Origin of the sequence: Roseomonas haemaphysalidis (assembly GCF_017355405.1) — a bacterium.
In the GTDB taxonomy this organism is placed as follows: Bacteria; Pseudomonadota; Alphaproteobacteria; order Acetobacterales; family Acetobacteraceae; genus Pseudoroseomonas; species Pseudoroseomonas haemaphysalidis.
The window spans coordinates 1,769,909-1,791,109 of sequence record NZ_CP061177.1 but is presented as its reverse complement, the minus strand read 5'-3'; the positions used below and the strand labels follow the sequence as shown (position 1 = coordinate 1,791,109).

Sequence of the window (21,201 nt, the reverse complement as noted above, 5' to 3'; positions counted from 1 at the left end):
CCCTGGCGCGGCACAGCCGCCGCTTGGAGCAGCCCGCCGTCCCGCAGGATATCCGCATGACCGACATCCCCGCCCCCATCGCGACCGATGGTGCCACGCCGCCGCTGGTCGGCATCATCATGGGCAGCCGGTCGGACTGGGACACCATGCGTCACGCCAGCGAGATGCTGACGACCCTCGGCATCGCGCATGAATGCAAGGTGGTCTCGGCCCACCGCACGCCGGACCGCATGTATGAATACGCCCGCGCCGCCGCGCCGCGCGGCCTGCGGGCGGTGATCGCGGGGGCGGGCGGCGCCGCCCACCTGCCCGGCATGGTGGCCGCCCTGACGCGCCTGCCGGTGCTGGGCGTGCCGGTGGAAAGCCACGCGCTGAAGGGCATGGACAGCCTCCTGTCCATCGCCCAGATGCCCGCCGGCATCCCGGTCGGCACGCTGGCCATCGGCCGCGCCGGCGCGGTCAACGCCGCCCTGCTGGCGGCCGCCATGCTGGCCACCACCGACGCGCAGCTCGCCCTGCGGCTGGAACGCCACCGCGACACCCAGACCGAGTCGGTGGCGGAGAACCCGGCGTGAGCCCGTTGCCGCCCAACAGCACCATCGGCATCCTGGGCGGCGGCCAGCTCGGCCGCATGTCCGCGCTGGCCGCCGCCGAGCTGGGCTTCCGCGCGCATATCTACGCGCCCGGCGATGGCGAACCCGGCATGCAGGTCGCGGCCGCCCGCACCGTCGCCGCCTATGAGGACGAGGCGGCGCTGGCCCGCTTCGCCGCCGCCGTGGACGTGGTGACCTTCGAGTTCGAGAACGTCCCCGCCCGCACGCTGGAGATCCTGTCGCCGCTGAAGCCCTGCCGCCCCGGGCCCAAGGCGCTGGCGGTGTGCCAGGACCGGCTGCAGGAAAAGGCGTTTTTCGGCGAGGCCGGCGTGCCGGTCGCCCCCTGGGCCGCCGTGACCACGGAAGCGGAGCTGCATGCCGCCGTGGCGCGCATCGGCCTGCCCGCGGTGCTGAAGACCACGCGGCTCGGCTACGACGGCCGCGGCCAGGCGGTGCTGCGCGATGCCGCCGACATCGCCCCCGCCTGGGAACGCCTGTCCCCACGGCCGCTGATCCTGGAAGCCTTCGTGCCCTTCGCGCAGGAGTTGTCGGCCATCGCCGCGCGGGGGCTGGACGGCGAGACGGCGGTGTATGACGCGGTGGAGAATCGCCACACGCACCACATCCTCGACCTGTCCTTCGCCCCCGCCCGCGTGCCGCCGGCGGTGGCCGAGGCGGCACGCGGCCACGCTGCCCGCGTGGCGGCGGCGCTGGAGCTGGTCGGCGTGCTGGCGGTGGAGCTGTTCCTGCTGCCGGACGGCACGCTGCTGGGCAACGAGATCGCGCCGCGGCCGCACAATTCCGGCCACTGGACCCAGGATGCCTGCCAGTCCAGCCAGTTCCACCAGCATGTCCGCGCCGTTGCCGGACTGCCGCTGGGCAGCACGCAGCGACATTCGGATTGCATCATGCGCAATTTGGTCGGTCCGGCGGGCATGGCGCAGCTGCCCCGGTTCCTGGCGGAGAGCGAGGTTTCCGTGCACCTCTACGGCAAGGCGGAAGCCCGCGAAGGCCGCAAGATGGGCCATGCCAACCGGCTTTTCCCCCTGCAAACACTGGCCTCCGAAGCGGAAGCGCTGCTGCTCTCAAGGCTGTGACCAAAATGCCCCACCCCCCCTGTGGCTCCAACGACACAGTGAGGGGGAAACGATCAGGGGGTTAATGCGGCGCGGCGCAATGAATGCTAATCCATGCTGCACGCCGCGCCCGTTCCACCCGGAAGGTTGAGCGCTGCGGATTGCCTCTGGTGGATCGAGGAGAAAGACAATGAAGTTCAAGCAGGCTCTTCTGGCCGCGACCGTGCTGGCTCTGCCGCTCGCCGCCCAGGCCCAGCCCGTGACCGGCGTCTACGTCGGCGCCGGCGCCGGCTACAACTACACCCAGGACGCCGACCTGACCTCGGGCAGCAACTTCGCGGCCGGCGCCTTCAACAACCAGCGCAAGGCGAGCGCCGAGTTCGACGACGGCTTCGGCGGCGTCATCTCGGTCGGCTACGGCTTCGGCAACGGCCTGCGCGCCGAGATCGAGGGCAACTACCGCCAGAACGACGTCAACAACATCGACGCCGCCGGCGGCCGCCTGCCGGGCATCTCCGGCACCGCCCGCACCTACGGCGCGATGGCCAACGTCCTGTACGACTTCAACTTCAGCCCGCTGGTCGTCCCCTACATCGGTGGCGGCGTCGGCTACGCCTGGACCGACTACGACAACGTCGGCTCGCGCTTCTACCGCGGCAATCAGATCGGCCGCTCGGTGTCGATCGATGACACCGATGGCCGCTTCGCCTACCAGGGCATCGCCGGCCTGGCCTTCCCGATCGCCGCCGTCCCCGGCCTGGCGATCACCGCCGAGTACCGCTTCTTCGCCACCCTCGACCCCTCCTTCGATGGCAGCAGCCAGTCCAGCACGGGCGCCGTGACGCGCACCAAGTTCGACTCGGAGAACTTCAACCACTCCGGCTTCATCGGCCTGCGCTACGCCTTCAACGCGCCGCGCCCGGTGGCGGTGGTCGAGCCTGTCGCCGTGGCGCCCGCCGCCGCGCCGGCGCCCGCCCGCACCTACCTGGTGTTCTTCGACTTCGACCGCGCCGACCTGACGGACCGCGCCCGCCAGATCATCGCCGAAGCCGCGCAGAACGCCGGCCGTACGCAGACGACCCGCATCGAAGTGGCCGGCCACGCCGACCGCTCGGGCTCGCCGCAGTACAACCAGCGCCTGTCGCAGCGCCGCGCCGACGCCGTCGCCGCCGAGCTGGGCCGCCTGGGCATCCAGCGCTCCGCCATCACCGTGCAGGCCTTCGGCGAGAGCCGTCCGCTGGTCGCCACGGCCGACGGCGTGCGCGAGCCGCAGAACCGCCGCGTCGAGATCGTCCTGCGCTGATCGCGCGGGACGGGGGAAGGCCCCGGCCTTCCTTTCGGCCTGGAAAAAGAATGGGGGAGGTGCCGCAAGGCGCCTCCCCCTTTTTTTTGCGCATCCGGCGGCGATGTCGCCGCCGCAGCCATGAAAAAGGGCGCCTCACGGCGCCCTGTCTCGTTTTCCCCCGGCTGCCTTGGCAGCGTCAGCGGCTGGCGGTGCGTGCCCGGCTCGGGGCGGCACGGCGGGTCGCCGCCGGCGTTTCGCGCACCGGCGCGGCGGTGGCACCCGTGCAGGTGTCCAGCTCATAGGGCACCACGACGTTGCTCTGCATCGAGATGCTGGCGAGCTGCGCCATGCTGGTGTTCTGCGCCAGCGACTGCTGGAACAGCGGCGTGACGTTCTGGCAGAAGGTGGAGCCCTGGTCGATGCCGTCCTGGGACTGCGCGTTGGCCAGCTGGGTGATGAAGATGTCCAGCTGCTTCTGGCCCTGCACGGCGCCGTGCACGCGCTTGAAGTGGTTGGTCACCGCCTTGTAGGCCTCGCCCAGGTCGCGCTGGTAGCGGGTCACGAAGGTGTTGTAATCGTTGGTCTTGTTGCAGGCCAAGGCCGCGACCATCAGCTGGCTCTGCAGCGCGCGGACCTCGATGCCGGTGCGCTCGGCCGGCTGCAGGCAGGACTGCGCCAGGACCGGCGTGGCAAACCCGGCGGCGATCAAGCCGGCGGTCATGATTCGAACAAGCTTCATCGCGACCTAAATCCCCCAACGGTGGCGAGCATTCGGTGGAACACGTCCCCCGCGCGGCTCTTTACACCATTTCGTGCGCGGTTGCGACGGCTTGCAAACCTGCGGCAAACTCAGCGGGCACAGTGGCTTGCTGGCATTTGCCGAGACCACGCTTCAAGTCGTGCGGCGGAGTCGCCGGCCGAGCTGCGCGACCTGGTCCAGGCGGCGGTCCAGAAAGGCGGCCGTGGCGCCCGGGGCCGGCGCCGGGTCGCGCAGCCAGAAGGCCAGCGTGGCGGCGTAAACGCTGCCCAGCGTCACGCGCTTGCTGTGCCGGGAAAAGCCGGTGGAGTCGTCGCCGGCCGCCAGCCACAGGCTGTCGGCGGTGCGCGCCAGGATGGCACCCCCCGCGGCGGCGTTCCACGGCAGCGCCAGCAAGCCCACGGCGCGGCGCTCCGCATCCCGCCATGGCTCCAGCCAGGCGAGTCGGGCCAGGATCAGGGCACGGATGCGGGCCGGCGTGCGCAAACCCTCCAACGGCCCGGCGGCGGCCACCATCTCGCGATCCGCCAGCATGGCAAACTGCGCCACCACCCCCGGCATGCCGCGCGGAAACAGGCCGGCACCCGCCGCGGCGGGCTGGCCGGCGTCGCGCAGCCCGGCGGACAGGGCCGCCGGCGTCCAGCCAAGCCGTGCCACATGCGGCAACATGGCGCGCAGCACGGCGTCGCGCATGGGGTCCTCGTCGTTCATGCGGAGCGCTCCCGGGCGGCGGTGATGGCCGCGGCGGCGGCGGTGGAGCTGCGGGCCAGTTCCTCGTTGAAGCCGAACTGCGTGAAGTCGGTCATGCGCATCGGGTACAGCACGCCGTCCAGGTGGTCGACCTCGTGCTGCATCACGCGGGCCGCCATCCCTTCCGCCTCGCCCTCCACCGCATCGCCTGCTTCGTCCTGGCCGCGAAACAACAGCCGGGCGGCGCGGGGCACGTTGCCGCGCAGACCGGGGATCGACAGGCAGCCTTCCCAGCCGGTGGCCTCCGCGGGGCCGAGCAGGGTCAGCGCCGGGTTGACCAGGGCGCGCACGCGGTCGCCGTCGCGCCACACGAACAGGCGCAGCGGCACATGGACCTGCGGCGCCGCGAGGCCGAGTCCGGCGGCGTCCAGCATGGTTTCGCCCATGTCGGCGATCAGCCGGCGGATGTCCGGGTCGCGGGCATCCGGCACCGGGTCGGCGCGGCGGAGCAGGACGGGGTGGCCCATGCGGGCGATCTTCAGGATGGCCATGCCTTATCCTAGGCGGAAAACGCCGGGGGCGGAATTCGGCCTCGCGACTCGGGCCGGCACCGCATTTGCCGGGGCTGTGGTGCCGGAAGGGGTTTTCCTTGCCGCGCGGAGCGTGCTAACAGCGTGGCCCTGCACGGAGCTGGCCACCGCCGGCCGCCCCGTGCTGTTCGCATTCAATCCGGCATTCATCGGCTGCCGGGCACAGGCATAGAGGATACCGCACAGCGTGCAGGTCGTCGTTCGGGATAACAATATCGATCAGGCCCTCAAGGCCCTCAAGAAGAAGCTGCAGCGCGAAGGCGTCTTCCGCGAGATGAAGCTGCGCCGCCACTACGAGAAGCCGTCGGAGCGCCGCGCCCGCGAGGCCGCCGAGGCCGTCCGTCGCGCCCGCAAGGTGGAGCGCAAGCGTCTGGAGCGCGAAGGCTTCTGAAGCCAGCCGCCGGCCCCGGCCGGCGGTACCGTTGCGCCGATGACCGCGAGGCGGGCCGGTTCCGGTCCGCCCTTCGCGGTTTTTCTGTTGGCGCGACATGACCGGCATGTCATGCCTGCGGAACAGCCGCTTGTGTTCCGTACGGCGGCGAAATGGTAACGCAATGTAACGGCGCCTATGCTGCCGGCCTGACTCTGCGTATGCGATCAGGCATGAAGGCATCGCGCGCGCTGACTCCCCTGCTGGCTGCCATGATCGGCGCCGGCCTTTCTGCGTTTCCGGCCCTGCTTTCCGCCCAGCAACCGCCCCCGGCCAACCAGGGCGGGGCGGCCCAGGGCCTGCCGGTGGTCACCAGCCCGGCGCAGCGGGGGCCGGTGCCGCTGGAAATTCCGGCCAACGGCACGGTGGTGGCCGAGAACACCGTGTCCGTGCGCAGCCGGGTGGACGGACAGATCCGCGAGCTGCACGTCACCGAGGGCCAGCGCGTGAAACGCGGCCAGGTGCTGTTCACCCTGGATACCCGCATGGCCGAGGCCCTGCTCGCGCAGCAAGAAGCACAGGCGACGCGGGATCGCGCCATTGCCGCCCGGGCCCGGGCGGATGCCAGCCGCTACGCCTCGCTGCGCGGCGAGGGCTTCGCCGCCACCCAGCGCTTCGAGCAGGCGCAGGCCGATGCCGCCACCGCCGACGCCAACCTGAAGGCGACCGAGGCGGTGATGGCGCAAACCCGCCTGACCCTCGACTACGCCACCATCCGCGCCGAGGCCGATGGCCGGCTCGGCGCTCTGCCGATCACCGCCGGCAACCTGGTGCGCGGCAGCGAAGGCACCGTGCTGGCCACCATCACCCAGACCGACCCCGTGCAGGTGCAGTTCTCCGTGCCCGAGCGGTGGCTGCCGGAGGTGCAGGAGGCGATGGCGCGGGCCGGCGGCGGCGCCGGGCCCGTGGTGACGGCGCGTTCGCCCAGCGACCGGCACAACCCGGTCAAGGGAGAGCTGTTCTTCGTGGACAGCCAGGTGGACAGCACCTCGGGCACCGTGTCCCTGAAGGCGCGCTTTCCCAACCCCGACAACCAGCTCTGGCCGGGCCAGTACGTCAATGTCGTGCTGGTGCCGCGCACCGAGGACCAGGCCCTCAGCGTGCCGGTGCAGGCCGTGCAGACCGGCAGCCAGGGCCGCTACGTGTACGTGGTGGACGGCGAAAGCCGCGCCCGCCGCCGCGCGGTGCAGCTGGAGCGCGTGGTCGCCGGCCGTGCCGTCCTGAAGGCCGAGATCGAGGCCGGCGACAAGGTGGTCATCGAAGGCGCGCAGGTGCTGTCCGATGGCGCCCGCGTCGTGGAGCGCCCCCCCGCCCCCAACCGCCCGCAAAGCTAGGCAGAGCGCATGACCATCTCGGAACTCTGCATCCGCCGGCCCGTGATGACGCTGCTGCTGTCGCTGGCCGCGATCCTGGCCGGCACGGTGGCGTATTTCCAGATGCCGGTGGCCGCCATCCCGCGCGTCGACTTCCCGGTGATCACGGTGTCCGCCACCTTCCCCGGTGCCAGTCCGGAAACCATGGCGAACTCGGTGGCCCTGCCGCTGGAGCGCGAGTTCTCCACCATCGCGGGCATCGACCAGATGTCCTCGATCAGCGGCCAGGGGACGCTGCAGATCACCTTGCAGTTCGTGCTGGGCCGGCCGATCGACGCGGCGGCGCTGGACGTGCAGTCGGCGCTGTCCCGCGCCCAGCGGCGGCTGCCGGCGGAAATGACCACGCCGCCGTCCTTCCGCAAAACCAACCCGGCCGACGCGCCGGTGGTGCTGCTGAACCTGCGCGGCGGCGACGTGCCGCTGTACCGGCTGAACGAGATCGCGGCCGTCATCATCTCCCCCGCGCTGTCCCGCATCCCGGGCGTGGCGCAGGTGCTGACCTATGGCGAGCAGAAATACGCCGTGCGCGTGCAGCTGGACCCGGACCGGGTGGCTGCCCTGGGCTTCGGCTTTGACGAGGCGCAGCGCGCCATCGCGGCGGCCAACGGCAACACCCCCGTGGGCACGCTGGACGGCCCCCGCCAGGCGCTGACGCTGCGCGCCAACGACCAGTTGCAGGACGCCGCCGAGTTCCAAAGGCTGGTGATCGGCGGCCGGCCCAATGCGCCGATCCGCGTGCAGGACGTGGCGCGCGTCGAGGACGGGGTGGAGAACAACCGCCAGGCCGCGTGGCTGAACGGCACGCGCGGCCTGACGCTGGCGGTGCAGCGGCAGCCGGACGCCAACACGGTGCAGGTGGTCGATGGCGTGCTGGCCGCCATCCCGGGCCTGTCCGCCGCCCTGCCGCCGGGCGCCGAGGTGACGGTGATGCTGGACCGCTCGGTATCCATCCGCCACGCGGTGTCCGACGTGCAGCACCACCTGCTGATCGCCATCGGGTTGGTGGTGCTGGTGATCTTCCTGTTTCTGCGGAAGATCTCGGCCACCATCATCCCCGGCATCGCGGTGCCGCTGTCGCTGGCCGCCACCTTCGGGCTGATGTATGCGCTGGGCTACGGCATCGACAACATCACCCTGCTGGGCCTGACCCTGGCCGTGGGGCTGGTGGTGGACGATGCCATCGTGATGCTGGAAGCCATCGTCCGGCATATGGAAGAAGGCATGGCCCCCATGGCCGCCGCCATCCGCGGCGCCAAGGAGGTGGGCTTCACCATCATCTCCATCACCCTGTCGCTGATCGCCGTGTTTTTGCCGATCCTGTTGATGGGCGGCGTGGTGGGCCGGGTGTTCAACGCCTTCGCCGCCACGGTCAGCCTTGCCGTGCTGTGTTCCTGCGTGGTGTCGCTCACGCTCACGCCGCTGATGGCCAGCCGGCTGCCCGCGCACAGCAAGCCCTCGCGCTTTGACGCCTTTCTGGAACGCGGCTTCCGCGCCGTGGAAGGCGGCTACGCCTGGCTGCTGGACCTGTCGCTGCGCTGGCGCTCGGTGGTCTGGCTCGCCTTTGTGGTGTCCGTCGGGCTGTCGGTCTGGCTGGCGGTGATCATTCCCAAGGGGTTCTTCCCGGTGGAGGACACCGGGCTGGTCAGCGTCTCGACCGAAGGGCCGCAGGACACCTCCTTCGAGGACATGGCGGCGCGCCATACCCGGGTCGCCGACATCATCCGGCAGAACCCGGCGGTGGAGCTGGTCAACGCCTCCATCGGCGGCGGCACCGGCAATGCCAGCAACCAGGGCCGCATGTTCGTGCAGCTCAAGCCGCGTGAGGAACGCCCGGCGGTGACCGAGGTGCTGCAGCAGCTGCGGCGGCAGACCGCCGGCATCCCCGGCATGCGCGTCTACCTGAACCCGATCCAGAACCTGAACTTCGGGGCCCGGCAGTCGCGCACCCTGTACCAGTACACGCTGCAAGGCCTGCGGGCGGACGAGCTGTATTCCTGGGCCGAGCGCATGCAGGCGACGCTGCGCCGCCTGCCCGGGCTGCAGGACGTCAACACCGACCTGCAGCTGAACGCTCCCATCCTGTCCGTCAACGTGGACCGCGACCGCGCCGCCTCGCTCGGCGTGTCGGTGGATCAGGTGCGGCAGGCGCTGTACTCGGCCTTCGGGGCACGGCAGATCAGCACCATCTTCGGTGCCTCCGACAGTTATTCGGTGATCCTGGAAGCGCTGCCGCGCGACCAGCAGGACGAGGCCGGGCTGTCCAAGATCTACCTGCGCTCCTCCACCGGGCGGCTGGTGCCACTGGCCGGCATCGCCAACCTGACCCGCACCGTCGGCCCGCTGACGGTGGCGCACCAGGGCCAGCTGCCGGCGGTCACCATCGGCTTCAACACCGCCCCCGGCGTGGCGCTGGGCCAGGCCACCAATGCCATCTCCGCCGCCGAAAAGGAGCTGGGCCTGCCGCCGACCATCGTGTCGGGCTACGCGGGCACGGCGCAGATCTTCCAGCAGGCGCTGACCGGCCAGGGCATGCTGCTGATCGCGGCGGTGCTGATCGTCTACGTGGTGCTGGGCGTGCTCTATGAATCGCTGGTCCACCCCCTGACCATCCTGTCCGGCCTGCCGGCCGCGACGGTGGGCGCCCTGGCCACGTTGTGGCTGTTCGACCTGGACCTGTCGGTCATCGCCATCATCGGCGTGCTGCTGCTGATCGGGCTGGTCAAGAAGAACGCGATCATGGTGGTGGACGTGGCGCTGGAACGGCAGCGGGCCGGCGACGACCCGCTGACCGCGGTGCGCCATGCCAGCGTGGTACGCTTCCGCCCCATCATGATGACCACGCTGGCGGCGGCCGCCGGCATCGTGCCGATCGCCGCGGGCTGGGGCACCGCCGCCGAGCTGCGCCAGCCGCTCGGCCTCGCGGTGCTGGGCGGGCTCGCGGTATCGCAGGCGCTGACGCTGTTCGTGACGCCAGTGCTGTTTCTGGCCTTCGAGGGGCTGTCCCGCCGCTTCACGCGGCAGCGGCCGGCGGCCGCGGCGGCGCAGCCGGCGGAATAAGGGCCGAGGGCGCCGCGCTGCCCCGGCCTTCGGGCATGGTCTGGCGGAGCCGTTGCGGCGGGGCCCGGGGGCGTGACCCGGGCCACGGCGTCAGCCGCGCCGCCGCCCCGTGACGATCCCTTCCCCCGCTTCCGGCGGCAGCCGCAGCGCCAGCGGCGCCGCCAACAGCATCAGCGCCGCGCCGATCAGAAAGCCGGCGGAGAAATCCACCGGCGCCGGCCCCCCGCGCCCGCCCAGCGTCACGCTGGCCTGCAGCACCGCCGCCGCCACGGCGACGCCGAGCGCCATGGACAGCTGCTGCACCGTGCTGGAAAAGCTGGTGGCGGCGGAAAGCTTGGCGTGCGGCACCTCGGCGTAGACCAGGGTGTTGGTGGTGGTGAAGTACAGGCTGCGGCACAGCCCGCCGAACAGCAGCGTGGCGAACAGCGCGGCCACCGGCCAGCCGGGGCGGAAGGCCGCGCACAGCGCGACGCTGAAGGCCGCCGCCACCGCGTTCCACATCAACACGTTGCGAAAGCCCGCCAGCCGCAGCGCGAACTGCGCCATCGGCTTCATGACAAAGGCGCCCAGCGCCGTGGCGAAGCTGATCATGCCGCTTTGCGACGCGCTGTTGCCGAAGCCGATCTGCAGGGCCAGCGGCACCAGAAAGGGCACCATGCCCGCCCCGACCCGGAACACCGTGCCGGCGGTCACCGTGACGCTGAACGACGGGGTGCGCAGCAGCGAGAAGTCGATCGCCGGGTTAGGCACCCGCAGGCAGTGCCGCACCGCCAGCGTGCCCAGCACCAGCCCCACGACCAGCACGGCTTCCGGCACGAAGCGCGGCACCAGCCCACGGCCCAGCGTTTCAAAGGTGAACATCAGGCAGGCCAGCGCGGTGCCGACCAGCGCCAGCCCCGGCACGTCCGGCGGCGGCGGCAGGCTCTTGGGCAAGGTGGGAATGAGGCGCCACACCAGCAGCAGCCCCACCACGCCGACGGGCAGGTTGATCCAGAACACCGCGCGCCAGGACACGAGGTCGGTGAGAAAGCCGCCCACCGGCGGGCCCATCACCGGGCCCAGCAGGGCGGGCATGGACAGCCAGGTGGTGGCCGTCAGCAGCTCGTCCTTCTTGACCCGCCGCAACAGCAACAACCGCCCGACCGGCACCATCATGGCACCGCCCAGGCCTTGCAGCACCCGCGCGCCCACCATCTCCAGCAGCCCCTGCGACATGCCGCACAGCGCTGAGGCGACGGTGAAGGTGGCGATCGCCGCCATGAACACCTGCTTGGCCCCGAAGCGGTCCGCCATCCAGCCGCTGAGCGGGATGAACACCGTCAGCGCCACCAGGTAGGAGGTGATGGCGACCCCCATGGTCAGCGGGTCCTCCCCCAGGTCCCGCGCCATGGATGGCAGCGCGGTCGCCACCACGGTGCTGTCCAGGTTCTGCATGAACAGCGCGCTGGCGACGATGGCGGCCACCACCCGGGGGTCCGGGTCGCGGGCGATGGGCGGGGCGGAGTCGGGGGGAAGGGCGTCGCTGGGCACGCGCCAAGGTTACGCCCGGCCAGCGCGGCCCGCTACCGGCCGGACGGTCATGGCGAAACCGCGTTTCAGGCGTGCCGGGCCGGGGGGCCGCCTGCCCTTGCTCAGGCAGCGGCCTCGTCTTCCAGCGCCACCGGCTCGGCCAGCGTCAACCGCGAGGGCCGGCTGGCTTCGCCCAGCCATTGCGCGCAGCTCGCCTGGAGCGCTTCCACCGACAGCGCCCCGCCCGCCACGGGCCGGATCGTCGCGGCCAGCCCGTCCTGCATGCACACCGCCGCGACGCCTGGCTGGCGGCGCAGAAAGGCGGCCGTCGCGGCGGGCGACACGGCCACCCCGTCGTGGCACAGCAGGCCGTCGCGGCGCGGTCCGGCCGGGACAAAGCAGCCGCCCGCCAGCGACACGGGCAGGCCCAGCAGCAAGGTGCCACCGGGCAGCGTGGCGGCGGTCACGGCCAGGGTTTCGGCGTCGTGCAGGACGGCGGCGGGCAGCGGGCGGAAGCCCTGCTCCTCGCGCAGGGCGAACACGCCCTGGGTTTCCGCCGTGCCCCAGAATTCCCGGGCCGCCAGGGTGGGAGCCCGCGCAGGCCCCGGCGCGGCCGCGAGCCGCAGCATGGCATAGGGGCGGCGGGCCGCCAGCGGCTCCATCGCCTCCAGCTGTGCCGGCAGGGCCACTAGGTGGGTGGCGGCCTGGGCACGTGCCAAGCTGTCGGCGGCCACGTCGTCTTCCGGCAACAGCAGGCGGGCACCGGACAGCAGCGCGGCAAAGGCCGCGGCCAGGCCATCCGGGCTGAGCAACGGCAACCACAGCAGCAGGCCCGCGGCGGCATCCAGGCCAAGGCCCGCGGCCACCGCCTCGGCATGCAGCGCCACGGCGCCCTGGGCGTGGATCGCCAGGGCATCGCCGCCGGCGGGCAGCGCCAGCAGCGCGCTGCCGGCGGTGCCGTGATCGCCGGCATGTTCCGGCATGGCGTCCAGCGTTTTCCAGGGCAGCACGGGCAACCCGGCCAGCGCCGCCTCGCCGCCGGCATCCAGGCCGATCACGCCGCGCAGCGGCCCGCGCCCGGCGCCGATCGCCAGCGCCAGCCGCGCCGGCAGGGTGCCGCCCCAGGCCACCGCCACCAGCGCGGCGCGGCCACGGCTCAGCAGCGTGGCGATCTCCTCGGCCCCCAGGCGCGGGTCCAGCGGCAGCGCGGTGGCACCGAGCCGCGCCAGCGCCAGCAGCAGCACCACGGCTTCCGGGCGCGGCGGCAGCAGCAGCGCCACGCGGTCCCCGGGGCCGACACCCTGGCACACCAGCCCTTCCGCAACCCGGCGCGCGGCGGCGCCCAGCGCGGCGCGGGACAGCGGCGGCCGGCTGAGGCACAGCAGCGCGGGCGCATCCGGCAGGGTCGCCGCCAGGGCTTCCAGGAGCGCCGGCAGCGTCGTGCCCGGCGTGTCCTGCGGCCCCAAGCCCGCCTGTGCCTGCCCGTCCTCGCTGCCGCCTTGCTGCAATGGATGCCGTCCCAACTGGAAAATGCCGATAAGCCGCCGTGTCTGCCGCAACTCGGCGCGCCGCGCCAGCGCCGCGACCGGTTTTCCGGACGGCGGCGGGTGGACAATCCGCGGCGGCGGCGGGAATCTGAGGCCCGAAGCAGTTCTGGAGCCTTCCGCATGACCGACTGGACCGCCCGTGCCGGCAGCCCCTTTCCCCTGGAGAAGCAGCCGGCACAGGGCAGCCGGGGCATGGTGGTCACCAACCACCCCGTCGCCTCGGGGGCGGGGGCGGAAATGCTGCTGGCCGGCGGCAATGCCATCGATGCCGCCATCGCCGCGCTGTTCACGCTGAGCATCGTGGAACCAATGATGGTGGGCCCGCTGGGCGGCGGCGTGGCGCATCTGCGGCTGGCGGACGGGCGGCATCTGGTGCTGGACGGGCTGTCCACCGCCCCCGGCGCGGCGCGACCGGACCTATACCGCCCGGTCAGCGACACCCTGCCCGACTACCAGGAAACCGAGGGGCTGGAAAACAAGGTCGGCCCGCTGGCCATGGCGGTGCCGGGCGCGCTGGCCGGGTGGTGCCACGCCCTGGCCGCGCACGGCACCATGCCGCTGGCCGAGGTGCTGCGACCGGCGATCCGCGCCGCCGAGGAAGGCTTCCGGGTCACCGACTACCTGGCGGGCGCGATCGGCGACGCGGCGGCCGACCTGGCGCGCGACCCTGGCCTTGCCGCCACCTTTCTGCCCGGCGGCGCGCCGCCAGCGGTGGGCAGCCTGCTGCGGCAGCCCGAGGCGGGCCAAAGCCTGCGGCTGATCGCGGCCGAGGGGCCTTCCGCATTGTATGGCGGCGCGCTGGGGCAGGCGCTGGCGGCGCACATGGCGGCCAGCGGCGGGCTGATCACGCTGGACGACCTCGCCGCCTTCCAGGTGGTGGAACGGGCGCCGATCCGTGGCCACTACCGGGGGTTCGAGGTGCTGGCGCCGCCGCCGCCCGCCTCCTCCGGCGTGCACATGACGCAGATGCTGAACGTCCTGGAAGGCTTCGACCTCGGCGCGCTGGGCAGCGGCACCGCCGACACCATCCACCTGCTGGCGGAAAGCCTGAAGCTGGCCTTCGCCGACCGCGCCGTGGCCACCGCCGACCCCGCCTTCGTGAAGGTGCCGGTGGAGCGCCTGACGTCCCGCGACTATGCCGCCGAGCGCCGCGCGCTGATCGACCCGCAGGCGGCGCGGGACTGGGCGCCGGGCGTGCCGCCGGCCGAGTCGGCCAACACCACCCATGTCACTGTAGCCGATGCGCAGGGCAACGTGGTCGCCACCACGCAGACCATCAACAGCCTGTTCGGCGCCCGCTTCTCGATCCCCGGCACCGGGCTGATCGCCAACAACTACATGTTCAACTTCGACCCGCACCCGGGCACGGCGCTGAGCGTGGCGCCGGGCAAGCGGGTGTTCACCTCCATGGCGCCTTCCATCGTGCTGAAGGACGGCGCGCCCGCCTTCGCGCTGGGCCTGCCGGGCGGGCTGCGGATCTTCGGCTCCGCCATGCAGGCGATCATCAACCTGATCGACCACGGCATGACCCTGCAGCAGGCGGTGGAAGCGCCCCGCATCTGGACCCAGGGCCATACGCTGGAGCTGGAGCCGGCGATCTCCGCCAAAGCCGAGGCCGGCCTGAAGGCCCGCGGCCACCAGACCGTGCGGCCCAAGCACATCGGCGGCGGCATGGGCGCGATCCGTTTCCTGCCCGGCGGCCTGCTGGAAGGCGCCGCCTGCTGGCGGGCGGACGGCACGCCGGTGGGCATCGCCGGCGGGCTCGCGCGTCCTGGTATCCGCTTCAACCCGGAGGTCGGGCGCCGCTGAGGCAGCCCATGAAAAAGGCCGCCCCGGCGGGGGGCGGCCTTTTTCCTGTCAGTTGCGCCGTGGGCTCAGGGGCACTCGCAGCCATCGGTCGGCGTCGTTTCGCCGCGCACTAGGTGGTGGTCGATCCATTCGGACACCAGCCGTCGCGCCTCGTTCACCGAGGATTCGGGGTGGTGGATGCGATACAGGGCGGTGCAGGCACGGAAGGAGGACAGGTCGTCATTGCCCGTTTCCCGCAGCTCGCGGTAGGCGGTCACCACCGCCCGCTCGCACCGGCGGGTGATATGGCTGAAGTCGTTGCCCATCCAGAATTCTCCTGCGTTGCGATTGAATTGAGAATCGCTCGCAATCTGTCTCCCCGGATTTATAAGCCCATCGGGCTGAGCGTTCAAGTCGGGCCTTGCCAAGGCGCCGTTCAGGGGGCCGCGACGGCCTCCTCGTCCTCTTCCTGCCGGATCACCCGCCGCGCCAGCTTCATGGCTTGGTAGTGGTCGCCGGCCTCGGCCTGCTCCAGGGCGCGCCGGAGCATCAGGCGCCATGCCTCGGGCGCGCCCGACTCCATGAACGCGGCCACGCGCTGCCGCGCCTCGTCCAGACCACCGGCCCGCTCCTCGTCCTGCCCGATATAGGCGGTCTGCAGCGCCAGGTAGATCCGCCGCGCTTCCGTGGTCGCCGTGTCCGGGCTCAGCACCTGCTTGCCGAACAGAAAGCGCGCCCGGTTGGTCAGCTCCACTCGCGCCCGGTTGCGGAAGCGGATCGGCGCGCCATTGACGATCAGTAAGTCGCCAGGGCGCAGTTCGAGGACGAGCGTGGTCATGCGATCATGGCTTTCCGGCTGCGGCATGGTCGCCGTTCTCTGAAGGGTTCGGGTACGGTTCTCCGTGATGGGCGGCACGTGCGCCGCGACACCGCGGCCGCCCTATGTGCGCCGCAGGACCTTAACGGAGGCTGAAGCCGTGGGGCGCGCGCGGCCGGTCACTGCCGGCGGAACAACCACAGGAGCCCGTCCACCGCCGCCCCCCGCTCCTGCCGCAGCACCACCGCGCGCTCCTCCAGGAGATGCAGGCCACTGGCCGTGGCCAGTGGCCGCAGCGCTGCCGGGTTGTGGCGGAAGCGCAGGCCCGGGCCCAGAACGGCGGCAGGGGCACCCGGCGCGTCCTCGCCGCGTTCCAGGCTGAAGGCCAGCAGACCACTGGGTGCCAGCGCCGCCGCCAGAAGCGGCAGCACGGCCGACAGGTCGCCCAGGTAGTTCAGCACGTCCGCCGCCGCGACAATGCCGAAGCCCCCCGGGTGGCCCGGCAGGAAGTCCAGCAGGTCGGCCTCATGCAGCGCGTGGTAAAGGCCCCGCGCCCGCGCGGCATCCAGCATGCGGGGCGACAGGTCCACCCCCACCAGCCGCGCCGCGAAGGGCGCCAGCGCCATGCCGGACAGGCCGGTGCCGCAGCCGAGGTCCAGCACCGCCTGGCCACCCGGCGCCCCGGCTTGCGCCAGCATCTCGGCCAGCAATGCAGGGGTCCGGTAGCCCAGGCCCTGCAGCGCGTCGTCGAAGCGCGGAGCGTATTGGTCGAACAGGTCACGCACATAGCCGGCGGGGGCGCGGCCGGGCGCGTCGGCGGCGCCAAGGGCGGCCAGCAGAAAGCCCGCCTGCTCCGCCAGCCCGGGGTCCGCCGCGGCCAGCCGGGCCTCGGCCACGGCTTCGGCGGCATGGCCAGATTCGCGCAGGGCATGCGCCAGCGCCAGCCGCACGGCGGCATCGCCCGGCGCCTGCGCCGCGGCCTGCCGCAACGGGGCCAGCGCCTCGCTGGGCCGGTTTCGCACCGACAGCACCTGCCCCAGGTTGCGCAAGCTGACCACGTCGGCCGGGCGGGCGGCCACGGCGGCGCGCAACACCTGCTCGGCGCGGGGCAACTGCCCTGCCTCGGCCAGGGCGGCACCATGCGCGGCCAGAAACACCGGTGCATCCGGCTGGGTGGCCAGCGCCTGTCCGGTCAGCCGCAGGGCGGCATCGCGGTCGCCCCCTGCGCGGGCCAGCTGCCCCAGCAGGTTCAGGGCGTTGCCGTCCCGCGGGCGCAGCGCCAGCACCTGGCGGTACAGCGCCGCGGCCCCTTGCAGGTCGCCCCGCTGGTGGCAGGCCAGCCCTTGCCGCAGCAACAGGTCCGGCGTGGCCGCGACCATGCCGTCAGAACAGCCCGTCGATGCGGCCCTGGGCGTCCAGGCCGATGCCCTCGGCGGCCGGGCGGCGCGGCAGGCCGGGCATGGTCATGATCTCGCCCGCGATGGCCACCACGAAACCCGCGCCGGCCGACAGCCGCACCTCGCGCAGCGGCAGCACATGGCCTTCCGGCGCGCCCAGCAGCGCCGGGTCGGCGGAAAAGGAATACTGCGTCTTGGCGATGCACACGGGCACATGCGCGAAGCCCGCTTCCTCGAAGCGCCGCAGCTTGGCGGCCACCGGCGGCGGAATGCTGACGGAGGCGGCGTGGTAGATCTCGCGCGCCACCGTCTCGATCTTGCCGGCCAGCGACAGGTGGTCGTTGTACAGCGGCGCGAAATCCGCCGTGCCGCCGGCGATCAGCGCCTGCACCGCGCGGGCGAGGTCGGCGGCGCCCTCGGCACCATCCGACCAGTGGGTGCACAGGATGGCCTCGACGCCCAGGGCGCGCATCGCGTCCCGCACCGCCCCGATCTCGGCGGCGGTGTCGCTGGTGAAGCGGTTCAGCGCCACCACCACCGGCAGGCCGAACTTCTGCATGTTCTCCACGTGCCGGCGCAGGTTGGCGGTGCCGCGCGACACGGCGGCCACGTCCTCCGTGCCCAGCGCCGCCTTGCTGACGCCGCCATGCATCTTCAGCGCCCGCACCGTGGCCACCACCACGCAGGCCGAGGGCGAAAGGCCCGCCTGGCGGCACTTGATGTCCAGGAACTTCTCGGCGCCCAGGTCGGCGCCGAAGCCCGCCTCGGTCACCACCACATCGGCCAGGTCCAGCGCCAGCCGCGTGGCGATCACGCTGTTGCAGCCATGCGCGATGTTGGCGAAGGGCCCGCCATGCACCAGCGCCGGGGAGCCCGCAAGGGTCTGCACCAGGTTGGGCGCCAGCGCGTCGCGCAGCAGCGCCGCCATGGCACCGTCGGCCTTCAGGTCGTGCGCGGTGACGGCGCTGCCGTCCCGCCGGTAGCCGACCACGATGCGGCCCAGGCGCTGCTGCAGCTCCGCCAGGTCGCGCGACAGGCAGAACACCGCCATCACCTCGGACGCCACGGTGATGTCGAAGCCATCCTCGCGCGGAAAGCCGTTGGCCACGCCGCCCAGCGCCGCGGTGACGGAGCGCAGCGCGCGGTCGTTCATGTCCACCGCGCGGCGCCACACCACGCGGCGCGCGTCCAGCCCCTGCTCGTTGCCCCAGTACAGGTGGTTGTCCACCATGGCGGCCAGCAGGTTGTTGGCCGAGGTGATGGCGTGGAAATCACCGGTGAAGTGGAGGTTGATCTCCTCCATCGGCACCACCTGGGCGTGGCCGCCGCCGGTGGCGCCGCCCTTGACGCCGAAGCACGGCCCGAGCGAGGGCTCGCGCAGCGCGATCATCGCGCGGGCGCCCAGACTGTTCAGCGCGTCGCCCAGGCCGATGGTGGTGGTGGTCTTGCCTTCGCCCGCCGCGGTGGGGCTGATGCCGGTGACCAGCACCAGCTTGCCGGACTGGCCCTCGGCGCGCCGGGCGGCCACGAAGTCCAGGCTCACCTTGGCCTTGTGCCGGCCGTAGGGTTCCAGCGCCTCTTCGGGGATGCCGGCGCGCGCCGCGATCTCGCGGATCGGCAGCAGCGTGGCCGCGCGGGCGATCTCGAGGTCGGTCGGTATCGTCATGCTCGCGGTATCCTGCTGCCCGGCTGCGGTCCCGGCTTATCCCCTGGGCGTCCGGAGCGGGCAAGCGGGTGCGCGGATCAGGCGCGGGGCTGGCGCCGGCCGGCGCCGGGACCGGCCAGCGCCAGCCGCGCCGCGTCCGGCCGCACGGGCGGGTCCAGCAGCGTGACCGAGCGGGCCTGCCAGCCGCCGGCGTTGAAGGCCAGCTGCAGCCGCAGCCCGCCCCCACCCTGCGCCGGGGCCAGCGTCACCGCCATGCCGCCATCGGCGGCCAGCCGGGGCAACGCCACCGCCGCCGGGCTGCGGATGCCGCCGGTGTGCGGGTCGATGGCGCCGTTGCGCACCGCCACCATGCGGCGCAGCGCGCCGGGGGCGGCGAGGTCGTCGGCCATGGCATCGGCCATGCCGGCCAGCATGCGCGCCGCCGCATCGCCGCCGTCGCCGGCCGGCAGCCCGGCATGGGCGCGCAGCTGCTGGCGCAACACGGCGTGCGCCGGCCCGGCATCCAGCACGCCCAGCACGGCCGGCACGTCGTCGCGCATCACCTGACTGACCAGGGACAGGACCGGCCAGACGGAGCCGGCGAGGCACCCGAGCAGGAACGCCGCCCCCATCGTCGCCGCCGGCAGCAGGCCGCGTCCGTGCCGGGCCTGCGCGGCAGACGGCGACCGGGCGGCCACCGGCGACGCGGCGGGAGCGGCGGCCTGCTGGCGCGCCTCGTAGTCATCCCAGACTTCGTCCCAGGCGTCGGCCCCGGAAAGGGACCGGCCGCATTGCGTGTTCCGCATCGCACCCTCGTCACTGCCGCCCGTCCCACACCATGGGGCAAAGCACCGTTTCGTCTCTGTTTTGAGACTAGCGCGACAGAGTTGAAGGAGCGGTTAACGGCCTTCCGAAGCGGCCTTCACGAGGCTGCGATGACTGAGCGGACGGGCACCGGAATCACAGCCACCTGAACACCCACCGCGTCAGCGGATGTAACCGGCGATGCCGTTCTCCAGGGCCCCCAGAGCCGCGGCGAAGGCCGCGTTCATGCCGGCCGCCAGCACCTCGGGCGGCAGGGTGCCGTCGGCGGCGGGGGCCGGCAGCGGCGCGGTGCCGGTCACCGCCAGCTGGGTCAGCAGGCGGGTTTCGCCCCCGTTCTCGCGCATCAGAATGGCGGACAGCCCCGCCCGCGCCTCGCGCCGCGGCGGGTCGGCCACCAGGGCCGTCAGCTCGCATTCCATCACGAAATCGTTGCGGGCGCGGCTGCCGGGCGCCACCACGCCGCCGAACAGGCCGGACGCGGACAGCCAGCGGCGCAGCGCTTCCTCCGCCACCTCGGCCGGCGGCGCCGTCCATTCGGCATAGAAGTCGACGCTTTCCGTGCCGTCCGGGCGGATGGAGCGCAGGCCACGGGTTTCCAGCCCGGGCGCCGCGCGCAACAGGCGCACCAGGAGCACGCGGTTGCCGGCCGCGCGGCGTGGGGCCGAGACGGGGCGCGGCGCCAGCAGCGGAAAGCGCTTGGTTTCGATGTAGGGCCGGTCCGGCAGCACGCTGCCGCAGGCGGCGAGCGAGGCGATGGGCAGGGCCAGCAGCAGGCCGCGACGCTTCATGATGGGCACCTCAACGGTTGGGGCGCGGCGGCGGCGCGCCCAGGATGGCCTGGCCCGGCGCGCGGCGCAGCAGCTCGGTGGTGTCACGCAGGTTGCTGGCCACGGCGCGCAGGTCGCGCAGGATGGGGGCGAGGTCGGCATTGGTGTCCTGCGTCACGCCGCGCGCGGCGCGCGACGTGCGCTCCAGGCTTTCGATCGCCGCCGGCAGCCGGGCCATGGCGGTGCGCAAGCCGTCGGCGGCACCCGAGATGCTGGCCAGCGTGCGCCGTGCCTCCGGCCCGCCGGTCAAGCTGTTCAGGTTGCCCGCGACGTCGCGCAGCTCCTTCAGCGTGGCGGATAGGTCGGAGCCGGACACGATCTGGCGCAGCGCCGCCATGGTTTCCGCCGCCTCGCGGATGGTGCGGGCCAGATCGCCGTTCTCCCCCGCCTGCCCGCTGAGCGCGCCGGTCAGCGAGGCGACGTTGTTGAGGATTTCCTCGATCGGTGCATCCTGCACGCGGGTGAGCAGCTGCTCGGCCGCGTTCTGCACCTGCGCCACGGTGGAGGGCATCGAGGGCAACACCGGGTAGGCCGGCTGCCAGGGCACCTCGCGCGGCGGGTAGCGGGCGGGGTCCACGAAATCCAGCTCCACATAGGAGCCGCCGGTGATGCCGGCGCTGGCGAGCCGCGCGCGCAGGCCATTGTCCACCGCCCGCTGCAACTCGGAGGCATCGCGCATGGTGGCGCGCACCGGGTCGATCGCCATGCGCACCAGCACGAGCTGGAAGGCCGCCGCCGCCTGGCTGCGGCTGTCCGGCCGGTATTCCGCATTGACCAGCCCGATCTCGGCCACCTGGCCGATCCGCACGCCGCGGTAGCGCACGGGCGCGCCGGCTTCCAGGCCGGTGACGCTTTCGCTGAAATAGGTTTCGGCGATCTCGGCGGACTTGTTCAGCCGACCGGCGGTGAGGAACAGCAGAAAGCCGACGCCGAGCAGGATGCCGACCAGCAGCAGCAGGCCGACGCGCACGTAAAGCCTGCGGGATTTCGCCATG

19 protein-coding genes are annotated in these 21,201 nt (G+C 72.5%); 7 read left to right on the top strand and 12 right to left on the bottom strand.

All coding sequences use genetic code 11. The features are described 5' to 3' along the window. The first annotated feature begins 56 nt into the window (after nucleotides 1-56). The 3 genes from purE (at nucleotide 57) to IAI59_RS08225 (ending at nucleotide 2,972) form a co-directional block, all read left to right on the top strand. Nucleotides 57-575, top strand: a complete 519-nt coding sequence (gene purE / locus IAI59_RS08235) for a 5-(carboxyamino)imidazole ribonucleotide mutase (protein ID WP_207416649.1) — start codon at nucleotides 57-59, stop codon at nucleotides 573-575. After that, on the top strand, nucleotides 572-1,690 hold the full coding sequence (locus IAI59_RS08230; protein ID WP_207416652.1) for a 5-(carboxyamino)imidazole ribonucleotide synthase: 1,119 nt from the start codon (nucleotides 572-574) through the stop codon (nucleotides 1,688-1,690). The genes purE and IAI59_RS08230 overlap by 4 nt, the downstream gene beginning before the upstream one ends. Nucleotides 1,691-1,859: 169 nt before the next feature. Continuing rightward, on the top strand, nucleotides 1,860-2,972 hold the full coding sequence (locus IAI59_RS08225; protein ID WP_207416655.1) for an OmpA family protein: 1,113 nt from the start codon (nucleotides 1,860-1,862) through the stop codon (nucleotides 2,970-2,972). Nucleotides 2,973-3,150: 178 nt separating this feature from the next. Here the strand turns inward: IAI59_RS08225 and IAI59_RS08220 are convergent, their stop codons facing one another. The 3 genes from IAI59_RS08220 to def form a co-directional block, all read right to left on the bottom strand. Continuing rightward, nucleotides 3,151-3,675, bottom strand: a complete 525-nt coding sequence (locus IAI59_RS08220; protein ID WP_207416657.1) for a hypothetical protein — start codon at nucleotides 3,673-3,675, stop codon at nucleotides 3,151-3,153. 171 nt (nucleotides 3,676-3,846) lie between these two features. Then, complete coding sequence (locus tag IAI59_RS08215) at nucleotides 3,847-4,422, bottom strand: COQ9 family protein (protein WP_207416659.1); 576 nt, start codon at nucleotides 4,420-4,422, stop codon at nucleotides 3,847-3,849. Continuing rightward, a complete protein-coding gene (gene def, locus IAI59_RS08210; RefSeq protein ID WP_207416661.1) occupies nucleotides 4,419-4,952 on the bottom strand; it encodes a peptide deformylase in 534 nt (177 codons plus the stop codon). The genes IAI59_RS08215 and def overlap by 4 nt, the downstream gene beginning before the upstream one ends. A 226-nt stretch (nucleotides 4,953-5,178) precedes the next feature. Here def and rpsU point away from each other — a divergent pair, with 226 nt between their 5' ends. From rpsU to IAI59_RS08195, 3 genes are all read left to right on the top strand, one after another. Then, nucleotides 5,179-5,382: a 30S ribosomal protein S21 gene (rpsU, locus tag IAI59_RS08205; protein ID WP_007006360.1), complete on the top strand. Its 204-nt coding sequence runs from the start codon at nucleotides 5,179-5,181 to the stop codon at nucleotides 5,380-5,382. A 212-nt stretch (nucleotides 5,383-5,594) separates the two neighbouring features. Then, nucleotides 5,595-6,755, top strand: a complete 1,161-nt coding sequence (locus IAI59_RS08200) for an efflux RND transporter periplasmic adaptor subunit (protein ID WP_207416664.1) — start codon at nucleotides 5,595-5,597, stop codon at nucleotides 6,753-6,755. Between the two features lie 9 nt (nucleotides 6,756-6,764). After that, the gene (locus tag IAI59_RS08195; RefSeq protein WP_207416665.1) at nucleotides 6,765-9,851 is read left to right on the top strand and encodes an efflux RND transporter permease subunit; all 3,087 of its coding nucleotides are present in this window, start codon (nucleotides 6,765-6,767) and stop codon (nucleotides 9,849-9,851) included. A gap of 90 nt (nucleotides 9,852-9,941) precedes the next feature. Here IAI59_RS08195 and IAI59_RS08190 read toward each other — a convergent pair whose 3' ends face one another. Then, the gene (locus tag IAI59_RS08190; protein ID WP_237181214.1) at nucleotides 9,942-11,381 is read right to left on the bottom strand and encodes an MFS transporter; all 1,440 of its coding nucleotides are present in this window, start codon (nucleotides 11,379-11,381) and stop codon (nucleotides 9,942-9,944) included. 101 nt (nucleotides 11,382-11,482) lie between these two features. Continuing rightward, nucleotides 11,483-12,868, bottom strand: coding sequence for an AMP-binding protein (locus tag IAI59_RS08185; RefSeq protein WP_207416666.1), 1,386 nt, complete (start codon nucleotides 12,866-12,868; stop codon nucleotides 11,483-11,485). 159 nt (nucleotides 12,869-13,027) lie between these two features. Between IAI59_RS08185 and ggt the strand changes: the two genes are divergently transcribed. Continuing rightward, nucleotides 13,028-14,716 carry a gamma-glutamyltransferase gene (ggt, locus tag IAI59_RS08180; RefSeq protein ID WP_207416667.1) on the top strand — a complete coding sequence of 563 codons (1,689 nt, stop codon included), beginning with the start codon at nucleotides 13,028-13,030 and terminating at the stop codon, nucleotides 14,714-14,716. A 65-nt stretch (nucleotides 14,717-14,781) separates the two neighbouring features. Here ggt and IAI59_RS08175 read toward each other — a convergent pair whose 3' ends face one another. The 7 genes from IAI59_RS08175 to IAI59_RS08145 form a co-directional block, all read right to left on the bottom strand. Next, entirely contained in the window at nucleotides 14,782-15,021 is a 240-nt protein-coding gene (locus IAI59_RS08175; protein ID WP_207416668.1) for a hypothetical protein, read from the bottom strand. Nucleotides 15,022-15,131: 110 nt separating this feature from the next. Then, nucleotides 15,132-15,533 carry a flagellar biosynthesis repressor FlbT gene (locus IAI59_RS08170; protein WP_207416669.1) on the bottom strand — a complete coding sequence of 134 codons (402 nt, stop codon included), beginning with the start codon at nucleotides 15,531-15,533 and terminating at the stop codon, nucleotides 15,132-15,134. A 158-nt stretch (nucleotides 15,534-15,691) separates the two neighbouring features. Then, a complete protein-coding gene (locus IAI59_RS08165; RefSeq protein ID WP_207416670.1) occupies nucleotides 15,692-16,891 on the bottom strand; it encodes a methyltransferase domain-containing protein in 1,200 nt (399 codons plus the stop codon). 4 nt (nucleotides 16,892-16,895) lie between these two features. Then, entirely contained in the window at nucleotides 16,896-18,569 is a 1,674-nt protein-coding gene (locus tag IAI59_RS08160) for a formate--tetrahydrofolate ligase (protein WP_207417067.1), read from the bottom strand. Between the two features lie 83 nt (nucleotides 18,570-18,652). Beyond that, entirely contained in the window at nucleotides 18,653-19,360 is a 708-nt protein-coding gene (locus tag IAI59_RS08155) for a hypothetical protein (RefSeq protein ID WP_207416673.1), read from the bottom strand. 180 nt (nucleotides 19,361-19,540) lie between these two features. Next, nucleotides 19,541-20,167 carry an ABC-type transport auxiliary lipoprotein family protein gene (locus tag IAI59_RS08150; RefSeq protein WP_207416675.1) on the bottom strand — a complete coding sequence of 209 codons (627 nt, stop codon included), beginning with the start codon at nucleotides 20,165-20,167 and terminating at the stop codon, nucleotides 19,541-19,543. 10 nt (nucleotides 20,168-20,177) lie between these two features. After that, nucleotides 20,178-21,200 (bottom strand): MlaD family protein, encoded by a 1,023-nt coding sequence (locus tag IAI59_RS08145; protein ID WP_207416677.1) that lies wholly within the window; start codon nucleotides 21,198-21,200, stop codon nucleotides 20,178-20,180. Nucleotide 21,201 lies beyond the last annotated feature (1 nt).